The sequence below is a fragment of the Photobacterium ganghwense genome (genome assembly GCF_017329545.1).
Classification (GTDB): domain Bacteria; phylum Pseudomonadota; class Gammaproteobacteria; order Enterobacterales; family Vibrionaceae; genus Photobacterium; species Photobacterium ganghwense.
Window position 1 is genome coordinate 1,181,114 of the sequence record NZ_CP071325.1, and the last position, 17,623, is coordinate 1,198,736.

The following is a 17,623-nucleotide window of genomic DNA, read 5'->3' on the forward strand; positions in this document are numbered from 1 at the left end:
TTGTGTGATTAAACACAGCCTTAATAAGGAGTTGAAGTGGATTCAGTGACCCAGGCTGCTCTCGGAGCAGCGGTGGCCGGAATGATTGCGGGTAGAAATTGCTCGCCGAAAGTCTTGCTGGCCGGGGCGGCATTAGGCACGCTTCCGGATTTAGATGTGCTAATCAGCTACGGCGATCCGGTTTCCGATATGGTCAACCACCGTGGCTTCAGCCATTCATTACTGGTGTTGCTGCCGTTTTCATTTTTGCTCAGCTGGATATGGCAAACTGTTAAGCCCACTCGCATGGGTTTGCCCCGATTGTGGCTGCTGGTTGCGGCGTGTTTGATTACCCATCCGTTGTTGGATGCCTTTACCAGTTATGGCACGCAGTTATTGTGGCCGCTGGCGCTACCGGTCGCGATATCCAGTATTTTTATTATCGATCCGCTCTACACTGTGCCTCTTTTGGTGTGTCTGGCCGCCAGTCTGATGTGGCGGGATAAAATGGCGCACCTGTGTCGGGTTGGTGTCGCGATCTCGTCGGTGTATCTGATCTGGTCGCTGGTTGCATACAGTCTGGTATCGCACCGCGTTGAAACGCAACTGGCGGACACCCCGCTGGCTGAAAGACCGGTCTTTATTACTCCAACGCCGTTTAATACCCTGCTTTGGCGTGTTGTTGTTCACGATGGCGCTTATTACTGGGAAGGGTTGACCTCACTGCTGGATAAAAACACCGAGGTCGATTTTATTGCCAAAAACCGTGGCCATTGGCCGATTGAAGAACGATCCAACTACCTGCAAATGATCGAGCGCTTTAGTGCGGGGTTTGTGAAATATGAGCAGCGTGATAACACACTGGTGGTAACGGACCTGCGTTTAGGCATTCTTGATTACATGCCGTTTCAGTTCTCGCTCGCGCAACAGGATGAAGCCGAAGAATGGCTGCTGACCGATCCGGTTCAGCTACCGACGCCGCCTGTTAAACCGAAGCATCTGCCGGCACTGTGGTTGCGATTGCTGGGAAATCAGGATATTGATGCTAATTTGTGCCATGTCTCGGAGTGCCCTCATCCGGTAACATTTGCCAGCAACTAACGATCATGAATGACGATGAGCAATATGTCATAGATATTAACTGTTCGTTTTGAGCAACGGCTGACAATTGGTCAAATGACAAACCCGGTAAACCTTGGTGAGCCGGGTTTTTCTTTTTGACGTCCTTTCATTGGTTCCGTATTGCGGCCTTCGTCTTTTTTTGTGTGGTGGTTCTGGCAAGAAGTCGGCGGTAAGTGGGTTGGAAGGTATGAGGACTGAACGTTCTGTGTATCCAATGCTGGATAAATATTCGGATGAGTGATTTAACAACCAATGGATGCCCGGTTTGTTGCGGAGAGGTAAATAACGGGTTTCTCAATAGTATTCATCCTGTGGAATAAAATGGGTGGAAAGAAAGCAAATTTCCGTCATTTGTCACATAAATATAAGTTACTGAAATTACTAAGTAGATTCGCATAGCCAGTGATTTAATTCGCTCAGTATACTTGTCGTCCTGATTAAAAGGTTAATTATTATCCCGCTTGTGGGATATGCATTTTTCGATATAGGGAGATAGCGAGTATGCTGTATCTGGAGTTTTTATTCCTCCTTCTCGTGTTATATACCGGTAGCCGGTTTGGTGGTATCGGCCTGGGCGTCGTGTCGGGGCTCGGTCTGCTGGTTGAAGTGTTTGTTTTCCGAATGCCGCCCACCTCCCCGCCAATCACGGTAATGTTGATTATTCTTGCCGTGGTGACCTGTGCATCTATTCTGGAAGCCGCTGGTGGCCTGAAATATATGTTGCAGGTTGCTGAGCGTATCCTGCGCAGTAATCCAAAGCGCGTTACTTTCCTCGGTCCGCTGGTGACATACACCATGACGTTCATGTTGGGAACCGGTCACGCGGTTTACTCCATCATGCCGATCATCGGGGATGTGGCTCTGAAAAACGGCATCCGCCCGGAGCGACCAATGGCCGCTTCTTCTGTGGCTTCGCAGCTGGCGATTACTGCCAGTCCAATTTCTGCCGCAGTGGTCTATTACCTTGCCCAACTTTCCGGTGTTCAGGAAAGCATTCACCTGCTGACGATCCTGATGGTGACAGTGCCTTCAACATTGCTGGGTACCCTGCTACTGTCGCTGTACAGCCTGCGCCGTGGTGCTGATCTGGAAGACGATCCTGAGTATCAGCGTCGTCTGCGTGATCCGCTGTGGAAAGACAAAATCCTGAATACCACGTCCACGTCGCTCGACGAAATCCTGCCGGCGTCGGCCAAACATGCCGTGCTGCTGTTTCTGTTAGCGCTGATATCGATTGTGTTTGTGGCGATGGTGCCGGAAGTCCGTACTATTGGCGATGAGAAGGCGATTCCGATGTCTGTCATCATCCAGATGATGATGCTGGCGTTTGGTGGTCTGATTCTGTTGGTAACAGGCACAAATGTTCAGAAAGTCCCGGAAGGGGTGGTTTTCAAATCTGGTATGGTGGCGGCCATTGCGATTTTTGGTATCGCCTGGATGAGTGATACCTACTTCCAGTACGCGATGCCGTCATTCAAATCGGGCATCACTGAAATGGTGCAGGAATACCCATGGACCTTCGCACTGGCGCTGTTCATCGTTTCGGTGGTGGTGAACAGCCAGGCGGCTACTGCGCGTATGATGCTGCCGGTAGGGATGGCGATGGGACTGAATCCGGCTCTGTTGATTGGTTTGATGCCAGCTACGTACGGCTATTTCTTTATTCCTAACTATCCGTCAGACATCGCGACCTGCAACTTTGACGTGACCGGGACAACCAAAATCGGTAAGTGGTACTTTAACCATAGCTTTATGATGCCGGGCCTGATTGGTGTGATCTCGGCGTGTGCAATAGGTTATACCATTGCTCAAATTGTTGTTTAATCGAAATTAAGTCTCGGATACCGAATGCCATCAGGTTGATCCTGTTGGCATTTTTTTATGATTATTGTTTGATATTCATGCTGAATTTTAAAAGCAATCATAGATTCATGCTTTTTCAGAATAAAGGTGTGCTCTGATAACAGCAAATAGCTATAGTGATTAAAAACGCGCCAAACGAAATTCCTTTTCTTCAGCCGCGTTTCAGGGAATAAGACATAAAATGCTTCGTATAGATTGTGCAGTCAGCAATCTGTAGCGGTTTATTGGTGATTAGCGATCCTGATTTTTAGGGTATGACCTCCAGCTGTTTAGCCGCCCCGAAAGTGCCAACAGAGGTGAATAATGAAAAAGACTGAATTGGATGTGCTACGGGCAAGGATGCATGACAAAGCACTACAGAAAGCGCTGGATTTCTACCGAAAGAAGCATCGCAAAGAGCGTGTCGCCCGATGTGACGCAGATTAAATAACCCTGGATATCATCGGGTGGAGTAATGGCTCTTTGTTTGCTTATTCATTTCGGCTGTTTGATAAAACGTTCTGAGACAATCACCGGATAAATTCTGTTTTATATCGTGCACTGCGTGAATATCGCGGAACGGCAGACCGGGCAAACGCCCTTATAAAGGCTTAATGAAAAAGGGAGTGTAGCGACACTCCCTTTTTGTTTTCAGCAATCTGGTGGCTTTCTGGATTTATCCGTATTCGCGTCTGGCTGTAGTGATCCGCTTTTGTCAGTCTTCCGACTGATTTTTTGCCGGATCAGTGAGCTTCTCATACGGCCAGTAATGGTGCCCGACACGGATAAGCAGCGTGGCAGCGGCCAGAATAAAGGCTGCCAGGGCCAGCCAGACAACATAAATACCATCCAACTCTTTCATGCCGAGTGTGATGTATCGGGCGATCGCCATGATGGCGATATAAATCGGATAACGAACCGGGATCTTACCGTTGGTGACAAATTGCTGCACCATGGCTAGTACTTCCAGGTAAATGAACATCAGCAGAATATCTGTCAGCTGAATTTGCTTGTTCACGTACACGTGAATGAACTCGTTGACCATGGCTGCGAGGGTTGCCAGGGTAATCGCAACCAGCAGAATGGCTTCCAGAATATGGAAGATTTTCATAAAGGGCCGGGTAAACTGCGGCGGTAACTGGGAAGACATGGTCAATCCTTTTAGCAAGATAATGATTTCATTATATTAAGCTTGCCGGAAAACTGGAATGATTCTGTTACGTTATAGGGGAAACAGTGTGGTTGAAAGGCTGGTGAGCCAGGATACAGAAAGGCCGCCGTCTGCAGGAGTGTTCTTTACCGGCAGCCTGCAGTGAGTTCAATGCTTGATGAATAAAGTGAAATTCAGCGGGGCAGGTAGTAACCGGCACAAGTTTGCACCGGTATCCCATTATTACCAGTCAACGCCTTTACGGGCTTTAATACCGCTTTCGAAGGCGTGTTTGACATTGCGAACTTCCGAAACGGTATCCGCCATTTCAATCAGGCTGCGGTGTGCGCCACGTCCGGTTACAACCACTGATTGCATGGCCGGACGGTTTTGAATGGCTTCTAAGACCTCTTCCAGCTCAATGTAGCCGTAGGTCACCATGTAAGTCAGCTCATCCAGCAGAACCACATCGTAACTGTCGTCAGCCAGCATTATTTTACACTCAGCCCAGGTTGATTGCGCTGCCTGCGTGTCTGCCTCTTTGTTTTGGGTTTCCCAGGTAAACCCGGTTGCCATGACCGCAAAATTTACTCCGTGCTGTTCCAGCAGTGCACGCTCGCCGCAGTCCCAGGTACCTTTGATGAACTGGCCGACGCCGCATTTCTGACCATGGCCAACTGCGCGTGCGATAGTGCCAAAGCCGCTGGTGGATTTGCCTTTACCGTTTCCGGTAATGATCAAAAACAGGCCTTTTTCTTGCTGGGCCGCATCGACGCGTGCATCAACTTCTTCTTTGATTTTCTGCTGACGGGCTTTGTAACGTTCGTCTTTCTGATTCTGGTCTGCCATGAGAACCTTATTCCGTTTGTTAGGATGAGAGGCTTGCTAATAACACAAGATAACCCGCGATTTCTGCAAGCTGCTGTGTGGCACCCAGACAGTCTCCGGTGTAGCCACCCAGTTGCCGGGTAAACCATCGGCCACACAAGTGGCGGACAAGCAGTAGTGCAACGGTAACCCCGATTGCTGTCGATAGCGGTAAAAGCAGTAATATAAACAAACCGGTAAAAATTAAAACCCACAAATCTTGATGACTTTGCTGAGTCGCCAGCGGTTTCACCTTGCTTTGCTGATCCAACTGGACATAGGGATAACTGAAGATCAGACTGGCGGCGATGGCCCTGCTCAGGCCGTGCATCACAATCAATGCGGTAGCGGCCAGTTCAATGTTGAGTGTCGCCAGCTCGGTCAGCAGTGTCCATTTCAGCCCTAAGCTGATGAACAGAGCGGCAGCGCCATATGTACCCAGCCGGGAGTCTTTCATGATGGTGAGTTTTTGCGCCACATCCCAACCACCGCCAAACCCGTCAAACACGTCTGCCAGACCATCCTCATGGAATGCGCCGGTCAGTAATAAGCTGGCTCCCATCGCCAGCAATACTGCGACGGAAACCGGCAGAAAATTCGCACTCAGCCAGAAGACCGCCGCGCTGCACAAACCGATCAGTACCCCAACCAGCGCAAAGTAGCGATTGGCCTGATTCAACCGCTCCGGTGAATAGGGGGTATCGGCTGGTATCGGGATGCGGGTGAAAAAGGCTAATGCGATGAGAAAGGTCTGCCATTGCTTGTTCATGAAGGTTCCTGGCTGAAGGCGATGCGATAAGTAGCTGTAAGGTACTGAAAATGGTTAGGGAAATCTATATCGTGAGAAAGCTATACCGTAAGAAAGCGATATCGTAAAAAGAATAACAAGATGCACCGTCGGAATAATCATAAAAGAAGCCGCCAGGGCAATAATAATAGCCAGTGATATTGTGGGAATACAAAGGGATGGAGATGAGGGGTAGATAGGAGTGATTAACGATTTTCTCCCGCCATTCCTGCTCCGGATAAGGCATTTTTGAGCATTGAGCGCGTCGGTGGATGTAAGTCAAGCGATCAGCTAACTGAACGTAACGGGTTGGTGAAGCAAGGCCGTTTCAATTCAGACTCTCGTCACTTAGATGAAAACCGCTGATACACTTGGTATTGTTTATATTCTGGTGCATATTGAGACGGATGAGCACCGAGACAAGAACACGGTAAAACGCAGTATCAGCCAGATACTGACCACACAGAACAGGATTGTGCTTAGTTGCCGTTAGTTAGAGATAATTGTAAAAATGACAGGAAGTGAGGATTAAATGAGCTGCATATTTTGTGAGATCGTGGCCGGGAATGCACCGTGTCATAAAGTTTGGGAAGATGAAGACCATCTGGCATTTCTGTCTATTTTCCCCAATACCAAAGGGTTTACTGTCGTTATTCCTAAAGCTCATCATGGCAGTTACGCCTTTGAACAATCGGATGAGGTGCTGAGCAAACTGGTGTTGGCTACCAAACAGGTTGCCCGATTGCTGGATAAATCCTTCGAGAATGTCGCACGGACCGGTATGTTTTTTGAAGGATACGGCGTCGATCACTTGCACAGTAAATTGTTCCCGATGCACGGAACAGGAAATGATTCCCGTTTCCAACCGGTAGAATCAGTGTCTGACAAATACTTTGAGCAATATGAAGGCTACCTTTCTTCCCATGACAGTCATCGCGCTGATGATGCCGAGTTAGCCAGTGTGGCGGCGCACATCCGTCAGGTAGCGGAGAAATCAGTGTAACAAATGGTCTGAACCGTATTGTTTTAACTGTCGTTGTAAGCAGGTTTAGAGCAAGTTACCTGAACTAATACAAGTTACCTGCTCCGGTCTGTACAGAATTGTTTCATGAGGCCGTCTCACAGAATTATTTACAGTCTCGAGACGGCTTTAGCTTAACGGGCATGATCAGGACGAATACTCAGTACTCGCTGAGAACATCATCCAGTAATCGATCAATAGCCTGTACCACGTCATCGCTGGCACTTTCCATGGCTTCAATATGCTGGAGTAGTGCCTGTGATGACTGATGTAACCCTGCATGTAATGCGTTTTTACCGGAATCATGCACTAACTGGTGTGGCGGGTTCAGTTTGCTGAAACTCGGTAAATGGCTGTATTTTTCCATGCCCGCGCCCTCAAAGTACCACTTGCCCAGACGGCATTCGGTATGGGCATTCAGGACAGAGGCAAAGTTTCGCTGTTCGATTTGGCTATAGACATTGTTTTTCCAGACCGTGTGATCAAGTTTCACCGTATCAAGAAAAGCCCTTGTGGATGCAGCTCTAATCACTTCCTGCATGTGCTTAGACTTAGTGAGTACGTCAGAAACTACGATCTCAATTTGTGTCGCTGATGTGGCAACATCATCGGCGCAATGACGATTTTCATTGATTGATTTTTTGATGCCGTCAGTTTGCGATTGTACCTGATTGACCAGTGATTCAATATCCGAACTGGCGCTCTGAGCTTTACCGGCCAGGTTTCTGACTTCACTGGCAACCACGGCAAACCCACGTCCTGCTTCACCGGCCCGTGCGGCTTCAATGGCGGCATTCAGGGCTAATAGGTTGGTCTGCGATGAGATTTCCTGAATCATTCCGACTAATTTTCCGATAGCGTTGGCCGTGTTGTCCAGCACAATGGCAGATTCCATGCTCTCCTGTGCCTGCTGTTCGATTTTTTCCGCTCTTGAAGTGAGCCGTCTTAACGCCTGATGAGTTTGAGAAAACATTTCATCAAGCTCTTTTAGTGCCTCATTTTCTTGCTCCAGACTCTCCGCGCTGCTGGCTAAGCCATTACGGATCGTTTCCAGCATTCCACTGCCGCGCAGATGTAAATTCAGCAGAGCAATCTCTAAAGTGTTGGATTGTTTTTCTAGATCGAGTTTCTGGTGAAGCTGGCTTAATTCAGCATTAAGTTCCTGGATTTCAGCTTGATGGTTTTCTCGTTCTTGCTGTAATTGTCGCCGTAGTGACTCGACTTCTCTTTTTATTGTTTTATTTAAAAGCATAAAATTCTCAAGGCTGACTTAATTGAGATGAATGTAAATAACTTCTTTCTGGCAGTATACGAAGTTCGCATCCCTCGGAATGTAAGACGAATCACGAATAGTTATTCGCAACGTGGGTATTTGGGGGCAGGAAGAGGATCTTCTAAAAACCGATTATTGGTTGCCTGTGTTTTAATTGAACGGCTGGTCATGGTTTTGGTATCGCTCACTTTTTGCTTGTCCTGCTTCCTGTGTTAGCACTGAGTGAGTGTGCATGCATCTGTCAGGTTATCGATGGGTACCCAGCCAGAGGTTTCGACTTTATTGCTACAATTTGGAAATTCACACCATATCCAACCGTTCATACGGGTTGATCCATACAGTGTATCCCCTTCATCCACGTTTAATTCCCGCGCGGTATAGCTTTTAAGTGCAATGGCCGTGTCATTGGTTATTCTTTTGAAAATTTGCTCGGGAACCCATCCGGCTGCACCGTCTTCAGTCCGGCAATAAAACCAGTTGTGCCACTCTTCCTGACCTTGATATTCTTCGCCTACGAACAATGTGGCGCCTTTCGCAAAATGAATAGGGTGAGGGTATTCACTTCGATGCTGGCGTGTGACTTTGTACAGTTTCATCTTTTCCCTTTTCAGTAAAAATGTGACAGCACTTCCTTCGGCTGCTTTGTGAATAATTAAAGAAGCATTGAGCGTATTTAATTGCCGTAGTGGTTAACGGCCAGCTTCTACCATAGTGATAATCTTCCTCGCTTTTTCAAAATGATCCAGCTGATGAGTGTGTATCCACCAAGTCGCCGCTTCCATCAGTAATTCCGGGTCATCGTTTTTATTGGCAAAGAATGCATAAAAAGAAACCCCCACGTTTTCTCCTTTCTTCGCGATCTTTTTTGTACAAACGTCGATGATTTTTTCTCTTAATGAGTGGCGCATAATGCTGGTTATCCATTTTCCGTTTTGTTGGTGCAAACTGATTGCCGCTTTGGATAACATTATCCAGTTGTTGCGGCACCCGTTGCTTAATACTGCGCCCCATCAATTTTTCTGACCGGAATACTTTGCAGTAATTCGGTGTCAGCCATTTTCATGTTGATCGCTATTATCTGGGAAGCGCATTGAGGCGTGGTTTTATAGTGCGTGATACAGCCGCAGAGGTGACAGCGGTGGAACTCAACTTCTTTGTCACCCCAGATGTAGAATATTGACCTTTCTTTTGCAAAACTGATCACCACCTCTTGCGGTGGGTAGTACGCCCATGATGCGGCATAACGGCGGCAAATAGAGCAATTACATTCACCCACTTCTTCAGGCTTATAGTTCGCTTTCAGGGTGATATTTCCACAGTGGCATGAGACTTCCATGTTAATCCTCTATTTTTATTTATAGCTTGTTAAGTAAGCTTGTTAGTGTGCTGCTTGTATTTACGTCTGGCGTGTGTAGAGTCCGTGGTCGGTAACCAAGTTTCTTTTTTCATATCGCTGGCTAGCTCCTGCGCAACCCATTTATCCATCGAGGGTACGGAATCGTCACATCTGGTTGTTCAACGGTGCTATAACAGTGGACCGCGGCGTATCTCCATGTTGGTGCAATGTACGCATGGGGACTATTGAAGATAATCAACACTCATTGGCTGACTGCTGAGGAATAATTAAGACTAAGCCGCCAAGAAAATCGAATACGGCCAGTGTAGCGGATATGTGGCAGCTATGTGAATCCCTGTATTGCAACCTGAATGTTTCAACGCATTTATATTGGCGGTGATCTGAGAAAGGGACGATATTGAAGAAAAACAGGATTCAGCCAAGCGTATGTGGTGTTTGAATCCTGCAAAAATTGGCGGTAAAAGTGTTAGCGTTGAGCTTGAGTCACTTAATTCGAGTTTCTTAAACCTTTAAGAATAGAGAGTGCGCCACTTTCAGTGTGCTCGATAAGCATGCTTTGGGTCTCCCCTTCGACGTTTGTCAGAGCACCCATGGGTAAGACATTGAGATTGACCAGTTCTCCGGTCCATTCCAGATAATAGATCTTGCCCGGGTTAAATGTGCCGTTAACTTTTAATTCTTTAAACCAGTCACTACGATTTACCTTTGGCATCGTAATGACATGCTCACCAGGCTCAAGGTCTACGCGAAGAAAGCCGCCATTTGTCAGACAGCCTTTTTCAACCTCATCAATGATGACGGGACGACAAATCAGTGCTCCAACAAATTTACTTTGCCTCATCAGATACAGGGCACTTTTATCGCTGTCGACTTTTACAGAGTTATCAAATTTTGCGCCGGTCGTCACACAGCCGGAAAGGAGCATCACTGCCAGGCAGTGAAAAAACAGCACTAACTTTTTCATTTCTTTCTCATTGGATGAATGGATAACGCAATAATATGCTTCGTGTAACAATATGTTAAGAAATAAATGAAAGTTATTCTCATGTATTTGTGATCAAGATTAAAAAAGTGTCTTTAGCGGCTTGGGCAATGTAAATGACGATACCGCGTCGAACGATGATTCAATCGAATAAAATAAGTTCAAAAATAGGGTGTCGGTGAAAAGCAATTAATACATATAGCCTAGCCAGTCGATTGAGCCATTATTCCAGACTTTGCCACTGATCGATTTAATGAAAAGATCGTCGACATGCTCAGTCGCCACACCATAACTTTGATGTTCATGTAATCTTAACCAGGTATTTGGCTCGCTGACTTGGGTAAAACCGTGACGTGTATAGAAGGCTGCCAAATCGGAAATCAGGATAATGAAGTCAACATCTTTTGTTATGGCATAATCGCTGAGTTCAGTTAACATCGCTGAGCCTATACCTTTTCCCCGATAATTCGCGTCGATGCAAAAATCAATAATTCCCAGTATTTTTAGTGGGGTCTCAGCGACATTGATGACCCGATAATCCAGCCCCATATAACCGACAAGTGTGTCATCCCGGTATTTCGTCACTCGCATATGGGGTAATTGCTTGTAATAAGAACGTGCTACCTGATGCTCGGGGAATGCGGCATTTCGCAACCGAGTAATTGCTTCGTGCTCTTGGCGGGATACATCAATTTCAGCTGTGATTTTCAATATTTCACTCTTCTGTTTTTTAAATCTGGCATTGGCCTGTGGCTGGACTTGTTTAGCGGTCACTTCGCGGCAGGCTGTGATTTACGCGCAGGTGTTAACCCCAGAACTTGTCGCTCTGACACGGTATATTCATCCGGTCTACTATGTCACGGGGATCATCTGGCATTTGAGATCTAAGGCATGAAGGATAGGGTAGTGTTGAGGCCGTGCGAAGCTATTGATGAATTTATTTTCAGCAGCAGTCACAGGATTGGCGGGCAGGCTTGAAGATAGGCAGGCAAACTGCTATTGCTGAGGTACTGGCTATGGGTCTTAATGGGTAACAGGAGAGGGTATGGTGCAACGGGTTTTGGTCGTCTGCATGGGTAATATTTGTCGTTCACCGACGGCTGAAGCGGTATTACGGACTAAAGTGGCAGAACGTGGGCTGTCCATGGAGATCGATTCTGCCGGGACAATAGGTTATCACGCAGGAGAGTTGCCTGATCCGCGTTCTCGTGCAGCAGGGGAAGCTCGGGGATACAGTTTTTCGGGGATGCGTGCCCGCCAGGTTATTCCGGAGGATTTTGAAGTATTTGACCTGATATTAGCGGCAGATAATGCTAACTTACGGGATCTTCAGGCCATTTGTCCGGCTGACTATCGACACAAGGTGAAGTTGTTTATGGCGTATGGCCGCAGCGGCGTCACCGAAATTCCAGACCCGTATTACGGTGGCCCTCACGGCTTTGAACATGTTTTGGACTTAGTGGAAGACGCAGCTGAAGCACTGCTGGATACATTGCCGATTCGCTGAGTGGCGTTCACGTTTCGTGACGATCGCTCAGGTATGTTCTTCACGTCTGTAATATGCAATGAAACGCCCGCATTACGCGGGCGTTTTGATTTAGCTGTTAACATCTTTCTGCGCGAGGTAACCAGCACCAAAAATCCAGAGCAAGGAAGCCAGCGCCAGAAAACCAGCACCACAAAACGACTATCGTGGCTGGTTAGCCCAGAGTATCGGTCGCTACTTTGTACGTCGGGTCTTCCATCAGGTTAACTTCCACCAGATTACCGGCCTTTTTCAGCAGGGAACGACATTCAGGACTTAAGTGACGGATGTGCAGCGTTTTACCCTGGCTGGCATAGCGCTCGGCGATGGTATCAATGGCTTCGACTGCAGAGTGATCAGCAACACGCGACTGAGCAAAATCAATGATCACGTCTTGTGGATCATTTTTTGAGTCAAACAGGTCCAGGAAATGAGAAACTGAGCCGAAGAACAGCGGACCGTTCACTTCATAGATTTTCGAGCCGTTCTCATCGGTGTGGCTGGTGGCGAAAATATGCTTGGCATGTTCCCAGGCAAAAACCAGGGCAGAGTAGATCACACCCGCCAGTACTGCCAGTGCCAGGTCGAACGCCACAGTGACCCCTGTCACCAGGATGATGGCGAAAAAGTCATGTTTTGGTACCTTGCGTGCCAGCTTGAAGGTTGCCCATTCGAAGGTGCCGATCACGACCATGAACATCACACCAACCAGCGCCGCCAGCGGGATCATTTCAATCAGATCAGAGCCGAACAGAATGAACAGCAGCAGACCCACGGCCCCTGTGATGCCTGACAGACGGCCACGGCCTCCGGAATTAATGTTGATCATTGACTGGCCGATCATCGCACAGCCACCCATTGCACCAAACACCGAACAGGTCATGTTAGCCAGGCCCTGGCCGACACATTCCCGGTTCCCCTGACCGCGTGTTCCGGTCATTTCGTCAATCACGGTCAGCGTCAGCAGCGACTCAATCAGGCCAACGGCTGCCAGAATCAGAGAGTACGGCAGAATAATCTTCAAGGTTTCCAGATTGAAGCCAACTTCAGGCAGCGCAAACGTCGGCAGTGAACCTGCCAGAGTAGCGTCGGCATTGCCACTCATCGAGCGGACAAAATCAATCACCGTACGGGTATCCAGGCCCAGGCCGTGTACCAACGCGGTAACGGTGATAATTGCAACCAGTGAAGACGGAACAGCTTTGGTCAGTTTAGGCAGGAAGTAAATGATGGCCATCGTCAGGGCCACCAGGCCCAGCATGAGGTAAAGTTGGGTACCCTGCATCCACTGAAGCGCCCCGGTTGCATCCGGTACTTTAAACTGGCCAAGCTGAGCGAGGAAAATAACGATCGCCAGACCATTCACAAAACCGATCATGACCGGATGAGGAACCATACGGATGAACTTACCCAGTTTAAAGGCACCGGCGAGGATCTGGAATACGCCCGCCAGCATGATAGCAGCAAACAGGTACTGGATTCCGTGTTCGGCAACCAGGCTGACCATGACAACGGCCATAGCACCGGTGGCACCGGAAATCATACCCGGGCGGCCGCCAAGAACCGCGGTAACCAGGCCGACGATGAACGCGGCATACAGGCCGACCATTGGGTCGACACCGGCAACGAAAGCGAAGGCAACAGCCTCCGGAACAAGAGCCAGGGCAACGGTCAGCCCTGAAAGAACGTCATTTTTGACTGACTGTCTTGAAAATTGTGGGAACTCAAACATGATGATTCGATTTGCTTTGGGTCTGGTGATGACAAAGAGCGTACAAAGGCCGTGATCCTACAGAAATCTGTGATTCGGTTCAACTTTTGTTCAACTTGTTTAGCAAGATTTGTCTCGGAATGTAAAAAAGCTTGATGGCTATTACGTTTATTTTGAAAAACGTGTGATTTTGCAGGTAGTGGGCATGTCTGCGGTGTGCTCGTTGTGAGTTCAAGCCGTAAAGGAGAAATCACGATAGCCGGAGGCACCGTTGTTACAAACATTTGGCAATAAAAAAGCCATGCCGTTTAAGGCATGGCTTTTATGGGTACTTTCATCGTCACCTGCCGGATGGTACCAGCAGGTGAGAGCCAGACGGCTTATTCTGCAGTCGGTTTGCTCATTGGCGATGTTGCACGGTTGCTTGCTCCCTGGCTGCCACCTTGACGGCCAAGTACACGAGGTTCACGCATTGGTGCGATGGCCACGATGCTTGGTTCCGCTACGATTGATGGTGCTGGTGCTTTGGTCATCGGAGAAACAGCATGGTTACCGCGAGGTGTATTCGCCGTCACTTGCTCTTTCACTGCTGCCACAACAACAGGTGCTTCAGCTACCGGTGCGACTGCATCTGCTTCAGCATCCATAGGCATTGTCATACCCATCATAGCGGCTTGTGCAGCAGCAACGGCTTCAGCAACCTCAGCATCCGCCGTGGTTGTTTCAGCGTTAACTGGCTCTTCGGCTACCGTAACGTCTTTAGCCACGTTAGTCGCCTCAGTTGCAGCTGATTCAACAACCTCAACGGTAGTCACCTCGGCTTCCTGGCGGGCAGGCTCGGCTGCTACAGGCGCTTCGGTTGGTTGCGCTTGAGCCGTCACCTCTGAGCGCAGTGGGAAGACTTTACCCATTGCCATCTCTGGAGACGCTACACCGCTACGCAGTGCCGGTACAGCCGATGCTTCAGTCACGGCAACCGTTTCTTGTGCAATCGTTGCTTCTGTAACTGCTACGTTTTCTGCTACTACAGCTTCTTCATCCAGAGCGACAACCGGCTCTTTAGACGCAGATGGCCATACTTTACCCATTGCCATTTCTGGTGAAGCCACGCCGCTGTGCAGACGAGGAACCGCCTTTGGTTTCTCAACAACAGAAATCACGTTTTCGATATCGTTCAGAACATCGCTGGCTTCTTCAACCGCATGGCCCACAGCTTCCGTTACGATGCCTTCAACGTCTTCATCTTTTTCCGGACGGGTGTCACGGATACGACGACGGCGTTGGCCGCTTGCACGAAGATGACGCGGCGAGCGACGGTTACGGCGCTGACCGTTACCTTCCTGACCACCGTTGTCCTGTTCGATAGCTTCTTCCGCTGCTTCTTCAACAATCTCTTCAGACTTGGCCATTTTTGCCATTTCTGTGCCCATTGCTTGCAGTGGCGAAGCATCTTTCGCGTCCTGTACGGCATCCAGCATCAGCTCTTGTGTCTGCTCGGCATCATCAGTAAGACGCACTTTCTTACGCAGGTCACGGCGCTGACGACGTTGTTTCACCTTAGCGGCTTTTTCCTGCTCAGGCTTCTCTTCCACAACAGGTTTTTCAGCTTTGGCAGGTTTCGCAGCCTTTGGTGCTTTCTCTTCAGTGCGGCGCTGTTTCTGAGCTTGAATGTCTTCACGGCGTGACTGACGTTTTTGCTCTTTCTCTTTACGCTGCGGAGCTGCTTGCTTATCGCTAGCCTGTGGTTGCTGTTGTTCAGGTTTGTCTTTCGCCTTCTCGTTACGACGGCGAGACATACGCTGTTCACGCTGCTCAGCAACTTGCTTGTTGTCCGCTTCCTGACGTTCAGGACGGTTACGGCGAGTGCCTTCTTTCGGCTGACGACGGCCTTCCTGACGCTCGTTACGACGGTTGTCCGGACGACGGTTGTCACGACGGTCACGGCGGTTACGCTTACCGTTGTCTTGTTTCTCTTCCTGCTTTGCCTCAGTGGCAGGCGAGAAGAAGTTAGCAATCGCGGTGATCAGGCGGCTGAAAATACCTGGCTTGGTTTCACTTGGCGCGCTTGCAACAGGAGCCGCCTGCGGTTTCGCTTTGGCTTCCGGCTTTGGTTGCGGCGCGCTGAAACCTTGCAGAACAGGTTCTTCACGCTTCTTCACGGTCAGGCGCTCTTGAGGCGATTCGTTCGACTCGGCTTCACGCAATGCTTCAATCGCACGAGGCAGGTTGTAAGACAGTGTTTCATGCTCATCACCGGTACGGACACGAATCACTTCAAAGTGCGGCGTTTCCATATCGGCATTCGGTACGATGATCACGCGCACATCGTGCGATTTTTCAATGTACTGAACAGAACGGCGTTTTTCGTTAAGCAGGTAAGAAGCAATAGCCACTGGCACAATCGCCAGTACCTGAGAGGTGTTATCCTTCAGGGCTTCTTCTTCGATCAGACGCAGGATGGACAGCGACAGTGATTCACTGTCACGGATAACACCCGTACCGCTACAACGAGGACAAACGTGATGGCTCGCTTCTGCCAGAGACGGGCTCAGGCGCTGGCGAGACATTTCCAGCAGACCAAAACGTGAGATGCGGCCAATCTGAACACGGGCACGGTCCATACGGACGGCTTCGCGCAGACGGTTTTCTACTTCACGTTGGTGACGCACTGGTGTCATATCGATGAAGTCGATGACCACCAGACCACCCAAGTCACGCAGGCGCAGCTGGCGAGCGATTTCATCGGCCGCTTCCAGGTTAGTCTGCAGAGCGGTTTCTTCAATATCGCCACCCTTAGTTGCACGGGCGGAGTTGATATCAATAGAGGTCAGAGCTTCGGTTGGGTCGATAACGATAGAACCACCTGATGGCAGACGAACCTCACGCTGGAAGGCTGATTCGATCTGATTCTCAATCTGGTAATGATTGAACAGTGGTGTATCGCTGTTTTCATACAGTTTTACGCGAGACATGAAGTCCGGACGTACCTGCTGAATGTGTTCGCGGGCACGGTCGTAGATCTTTTTGCTGTCAATGACGATTTCACCGATGTCACGGCGCAGGTAGTCACGAATAGCACGAGCGATAACGTTACTTTCCTGATGGATAAGGAACGGTGCTGGTGCTGAGTCTGCTGCGTCTTTTACGCGATCCCAGTGGTTCAGCAGGTAGTTCAGATCGTATTCCAGATCTTCTGCTGATTTACCCACGCCGGCTGTGCGCACGATAAGGCCCATGCCTTGCGGCAGTTCCAGTGTGCTCAGTGCAGCTTTCAGCTGGGTACGCTCGTCACCCTCGATGCGGCGGGAAATACCACCTGCACGCGGGTTGTTCGGCATTAGAACCAGATAGCTACCAGCCAGAGAGATAAACGTGGTTAACGCGGCGCCTTTGTTGCCTCGCTCTTCTTTGTCTACCTGAACGATAACTTCCTGACCTTCCTTCAGGACTTCCTTAATGTTAGGACGGCCTTGGTAAGTGTAATCAGCAGGGAAGTAATCGCGGGCGATTTCTTTAAGAGGAAGGAAACCGTGACGTTCTGCACCATAGTCAACGAACGCTGCTTCCAGGCTTGGTTCGATACGTGTGATGCGTCCTTTGTAGATATTTGCTTTTTTAGATTCGTGGCCAGGGCTTTCGATATCCAAATCGAAGAGCTTCTGCCCATCAACTAATGCGACGCGCAACTCTTCCTTTTGAGTTGCGTTGATCAACATTCTTTTCATTATATTTTACTCGTTATTTCGTTGTGCTCGTTCTCTCAGCGCCAAGTTTGGTATTGGTGGTGCCCGACCCCAAGTCTGATCTTTCATGCAACCTCACGGCTGGAATTTCAGGGGTGCTAATGGCAACACGTCTTATCCAACTGTACCTGGATGGTTAGATCGGTAAATGTACAGCTGGCACACCGGTAATCACGGCGGTATCTCTCACACCAATAGAAAAATCGTCACAAAGAGAACAAAAAAACACTCCAAGGAAGTGAACGTCTTACGCCACATGCTGCG

The 17,623-nt window shown here is 48.9% G+C and carries 16 protein-coding genes; 5 read left to right on the forward strand and 11 right to left on the reverse strand.

Annotated elements, in window-relative coordinates; genetic code table 11:
- Nucleotides 1-36 precede the first annotated feature (36 nt).
- From FH974_RS05680 to FH974_RS26310, 3 genes are all read left to right on the forward strand, one after another.
- Entirely contained in the window at nt 37-1,080 is a 1,044-nt protein-coding gene (locus FH974_RS05680) for a metal-dependent hydrolase (RefSeq protein ID WP_047883379.1), read from the forward strand.
- Between the two features lie 522 nt (nt 1,081-1,602).
- A complete protein-coding gene (locus FH974_RS05685) occupies nt 1,603-2,925 on the forward strand; it encodes an anaerobic C4-dicarboxylate transporter (RefSeq protein ID WP_047883380.1) in 1,323 nt (440 codons plus the stop codon).
- A gap of 342 nt (nt 2,926-3,267) precedes the next feature.
- The gene (locus FH974_RS26310; RefSeq protein WP_277991780.1) at nt 3,268-3,390 is read left to right on the forward strand and encodes a hypothetical protein; all 123 of its coding nucleotides are present in this window, start codon (nt 3,268-3,270) and stop codon (nt 3,388-3,390) included.
- A 268-nt stretch (nt 3,391-3,658) separates the two neighbouring features.
- Here FH974_RS26310 and FH974_RS05690 read toward each other — a convergent pair whose 3' ends face one another.
- From FH974_RS05690 to FH974_RS05700, 3 genes are all read right to left on the reverse strand, one after another.
- Nucleotides 3,659-4,093: a phosphate-starvation-inducible protein PsiE gene (locus tag FH974_RS05690; RefSeq protein ID WP_047883381.1), complete on the reverse strand. Its 435-nt coding sequence runs from the start codon at nt 4,091-4,093 to the stop codon at nt 3,659-3,661.
- A gap of 243 nt (nt 4,094-4,336) precedes the next feature.
- A complete protein-coding gene (cobO, locus tag FH974_RS05695; RefSeq protein ID WP_047883382.1) occupies nt 4,337-4,942 on the reverse strand; it encodes a cob(I)yrinic acid a,c-diamide adenosyltransferase in 606 nt (201 codons plus the stop codon).
- Between the two features lie 19 nt (nt 4,943-4,961).
- Entirely contained in the window at nt 4,962-5,729 is a 768-nt protein-coding gene (locus tag FH974_RS05700) for an adenosylcobinamide-GDP ribazoletransferase (protein ID WP_047883383.1), read from the reverse strand.
- Nucleotides 5,730-6,279: 550 nt separating this feature from the next.
- Between FH974_RS05700 and FH974_RS05705 the strand changes: the two genes are divergently transcribed.
- Entirely contained in the window at nt 6,280-6,750 is a 471-nt protein-coding gene (locus FH974_RS05705) for an HIT family protein (protein WP_047883384.1), read from the forward strand.
- Nucleotides 6,751-6,928: 178 nt separating this feature from the next.
- Here FH974_RS05705 and FH974_RS05710 read toward each other — a convergent pair whose 3' ends face one another.
- The 6 genes from FH974_RS05710 to FH974_RS05735 form a co-directional block, all read right to left on the reverse strand.
- Entirely contained in the window at nt 6,929-8,020 is a 1,092-nt protein-coding gene (locus FH974_RS05710) for a methyl-accepting chemotaxis protein (RefSeq protein ID WP_047883385.1), read from the reverse strand.
- A 233-nt stretch (nt 8,021-8,253) separates the two neighbouring features.
- The gene (locus FH974_RS05715; protein ID WP_047883386.1) at nt 8,254-8,637 is read right to left on the reverse strand and encodes an SH3 domain-containing protein; all 384 of its coding nucleotides are present in this window, start codon (nt 8,635-8,637) and stop codon (nt 8,254-8,256) included.
- 93 nt (nt 8,638-8,730) lie between these two features.
- The gene (locus tag FH974_RS05720; RefSeq protein WP_047883615.1) at nt 8,731-8,949 is read right to left on the reverse strand and encodes a DUF6500 family protein; all 219 of its coding nucleotides are present in this window, start codon (nt 8,947-8,949) and stop codon (nt 8,731-8,733) included.
- Between the two features lie 86 nt (nt 8,950-9,035).
- Nucleotides 9,036-9,377: a GFA family protein gene (locus FH974_RS05725; RefSeq protein WP_047883387.1), complete on the reverse strand. Its 342-nt coding sequence runs from the start codon at nt 9,375-9,377 to the stop codon at nt 9,036-9,038.
- Between the two features lie 508 nt (nt 9,378-9,885).
- The gene (locus FH974_RS05730; protein ID WP_047883388.1) at nt 9,886-10,362 is read right to left on the reverse strand and encodes a DUF2846 domain-containing protein; all 477 of its coding nucleotides are present in this window, start codon (nt 10,360-10,362) and stop codon (nt 9,886-9,888) included.
- Nucleotides 10,363-10,569: 207 nt separating this feature from the next.
- Nucleotides 10,570-11,091: a GNAT family N-acetyltransferase gene (locus FH974_RS05735; RefSeq protein ID WP_047883616.1), complete on the reverse strand. Its 522-nt coding sequence runs from the start codon at nt 11,089-11,091 to the stop codon at nt 10,570-10,572.
- A gap of 337 nt (nt 11,092-11,428) precedes the next feature.
- On the opposite strand from FH974_RS05735, the gene FH974_RS05740 reads away from it, so the two are divergent.
- The gene (locus FH974_RS05740) at nt 11,429-11,887 is read left to right on the forward strand and encodes a low molecular weight protein-tyrosine-phosphatase (protein WP_207103680.1); all 459 of its coding nucleotides are present in this window, start codon (nt 11,429-11,431) and stop codon (nt 11,885-11,887) included.
- A 193-nt stretch (nt 11,888-12,080) separates the two neighbouring features.
- Here the strand turns inward: FH974_RS05740 and FH974_RS05745 are convergent, their stop codons facing one another.
- Together FH974_RS05745 and rne are read right to left on the reverse strand one after the other, a co-directional pair.
- Nucleotides 12,081-13,637: a SulP family inorganic anion transporter gene (locus tag FH974_RS05745; RefSeq protein WP_047883390.1), complete on the reverse strand. Its 1,557-nt coding sequence runs from the start codon at nt 13,635-13,637 to the stop codon at nt 12,081-12,083.
- 359 nt (nt 13,638-13,996) lie between these two features.
- A complete protein-coding gene (rne, locus tag FH974_RS05750) occupies nt 13,997-17,341 on the reverse strand; it encodes a ribonuclease E (protein WP_047883391.1) in 3,345 nt (1,114 codons plus the stop codon).
- Between the last annotated feature and the right edge of the window lie 282 nt (nt 17,342-17,623).

Excerpts from the sequence above, each read along its gene's own strand:
- FH974_RS05685 (WP_047883380.1), top strand. The coding sequence starts at position 1,603 with ATGCTGTATCTGGAGTTTTTATTCCTCCTTCTCGTGTTATATACCGGT.
- FH974_RS05720 (WP_047883615.1), bottom strand. The coding sequence starts at position 8,949 with ATGCGCCACTCATTAAGAGAAAAAATCATCGACGTTTGTACAAAAAAG.
- FH974_RS05715 (WP_047883386.1), bottom strand. The coding sequence starts at position 8,637 with ATGAAACTGTACAAAGTCACACGCCAGCATCGAAGTGAATACCCTCAC.
- FH974_RS05745 (WP_047883390.1), bottom strand. The coding sequence starts at position 13,637 with ATGTTTGAGTTCCCACAATTTTCAAGACAGTCAGTCAAAAATGACGTT.
- rne (WP_047883391.1), bottom strand. The coding sequence starts at position 17,341 with ATGAAAAGAATGTTGATCAACGCAACTCAAAAGGAAGAGTTGCGCGTC.
- FH974_RS05705 (WP_047883384.1), top strand. The coding sequence starts at position 6,280 with ATGAGCTGCATATTTTGTGAGATCGTGGCCGGGAATGCACCGTGTCAT.
- FH974_RS05690 (WP_047883381.1), bottom strand. The coding sequence starts at position 4,093 with ATGTCTTCCCAGTTACCGCCGCAGTTTACCCGGCCCTTTATGAAAATC.
- cobO (WP_047883382.1), bottom strand. The coding sequence starts at position 4,942 with ATGGCAGACCAGAATCAGAAAGACGAACGTTACAAAGCCCGTCAGCAG.
- FH974_RS05725 (WP_047883387.1), bottom strand. The coding sequence starts at position 9,377 with ATGGAAGTCTCATGCCACTGTGGAAATATCACCCTGAAAGCGAACTAT.
- FH974_RS05730 (WP_047883388.1), bottom strand. The coding sequence starts at position 10,362 with ATGAAAAAGTTAGTGCTGTTTTTTCACTGCCTGGCAGTGATGCTCCTT.
- FH974_RS05700 (WP_047883383.1), bottom strand. The coding sequence starts at position 5,729 with ATGAACAAGCAATGGCAGACCTTTCTCATCGCATTAGCCTTTTTCACC.
- FH974_RS05710 (WP_047883385.1), bottom strand. The coding sequence starts at position 8,020 with ATGCTTTTAAATAAAACAATAAAAAGAGAAGTCGAGTCACTACGGCGA.
- FH974_RS26310 (WP_277991780.1), top strand. The coding sequence starts at position 3,268 with ATGAAAAAGACTGAATTGGATGTGCTACGGGCAAGGATGCATGACAAA.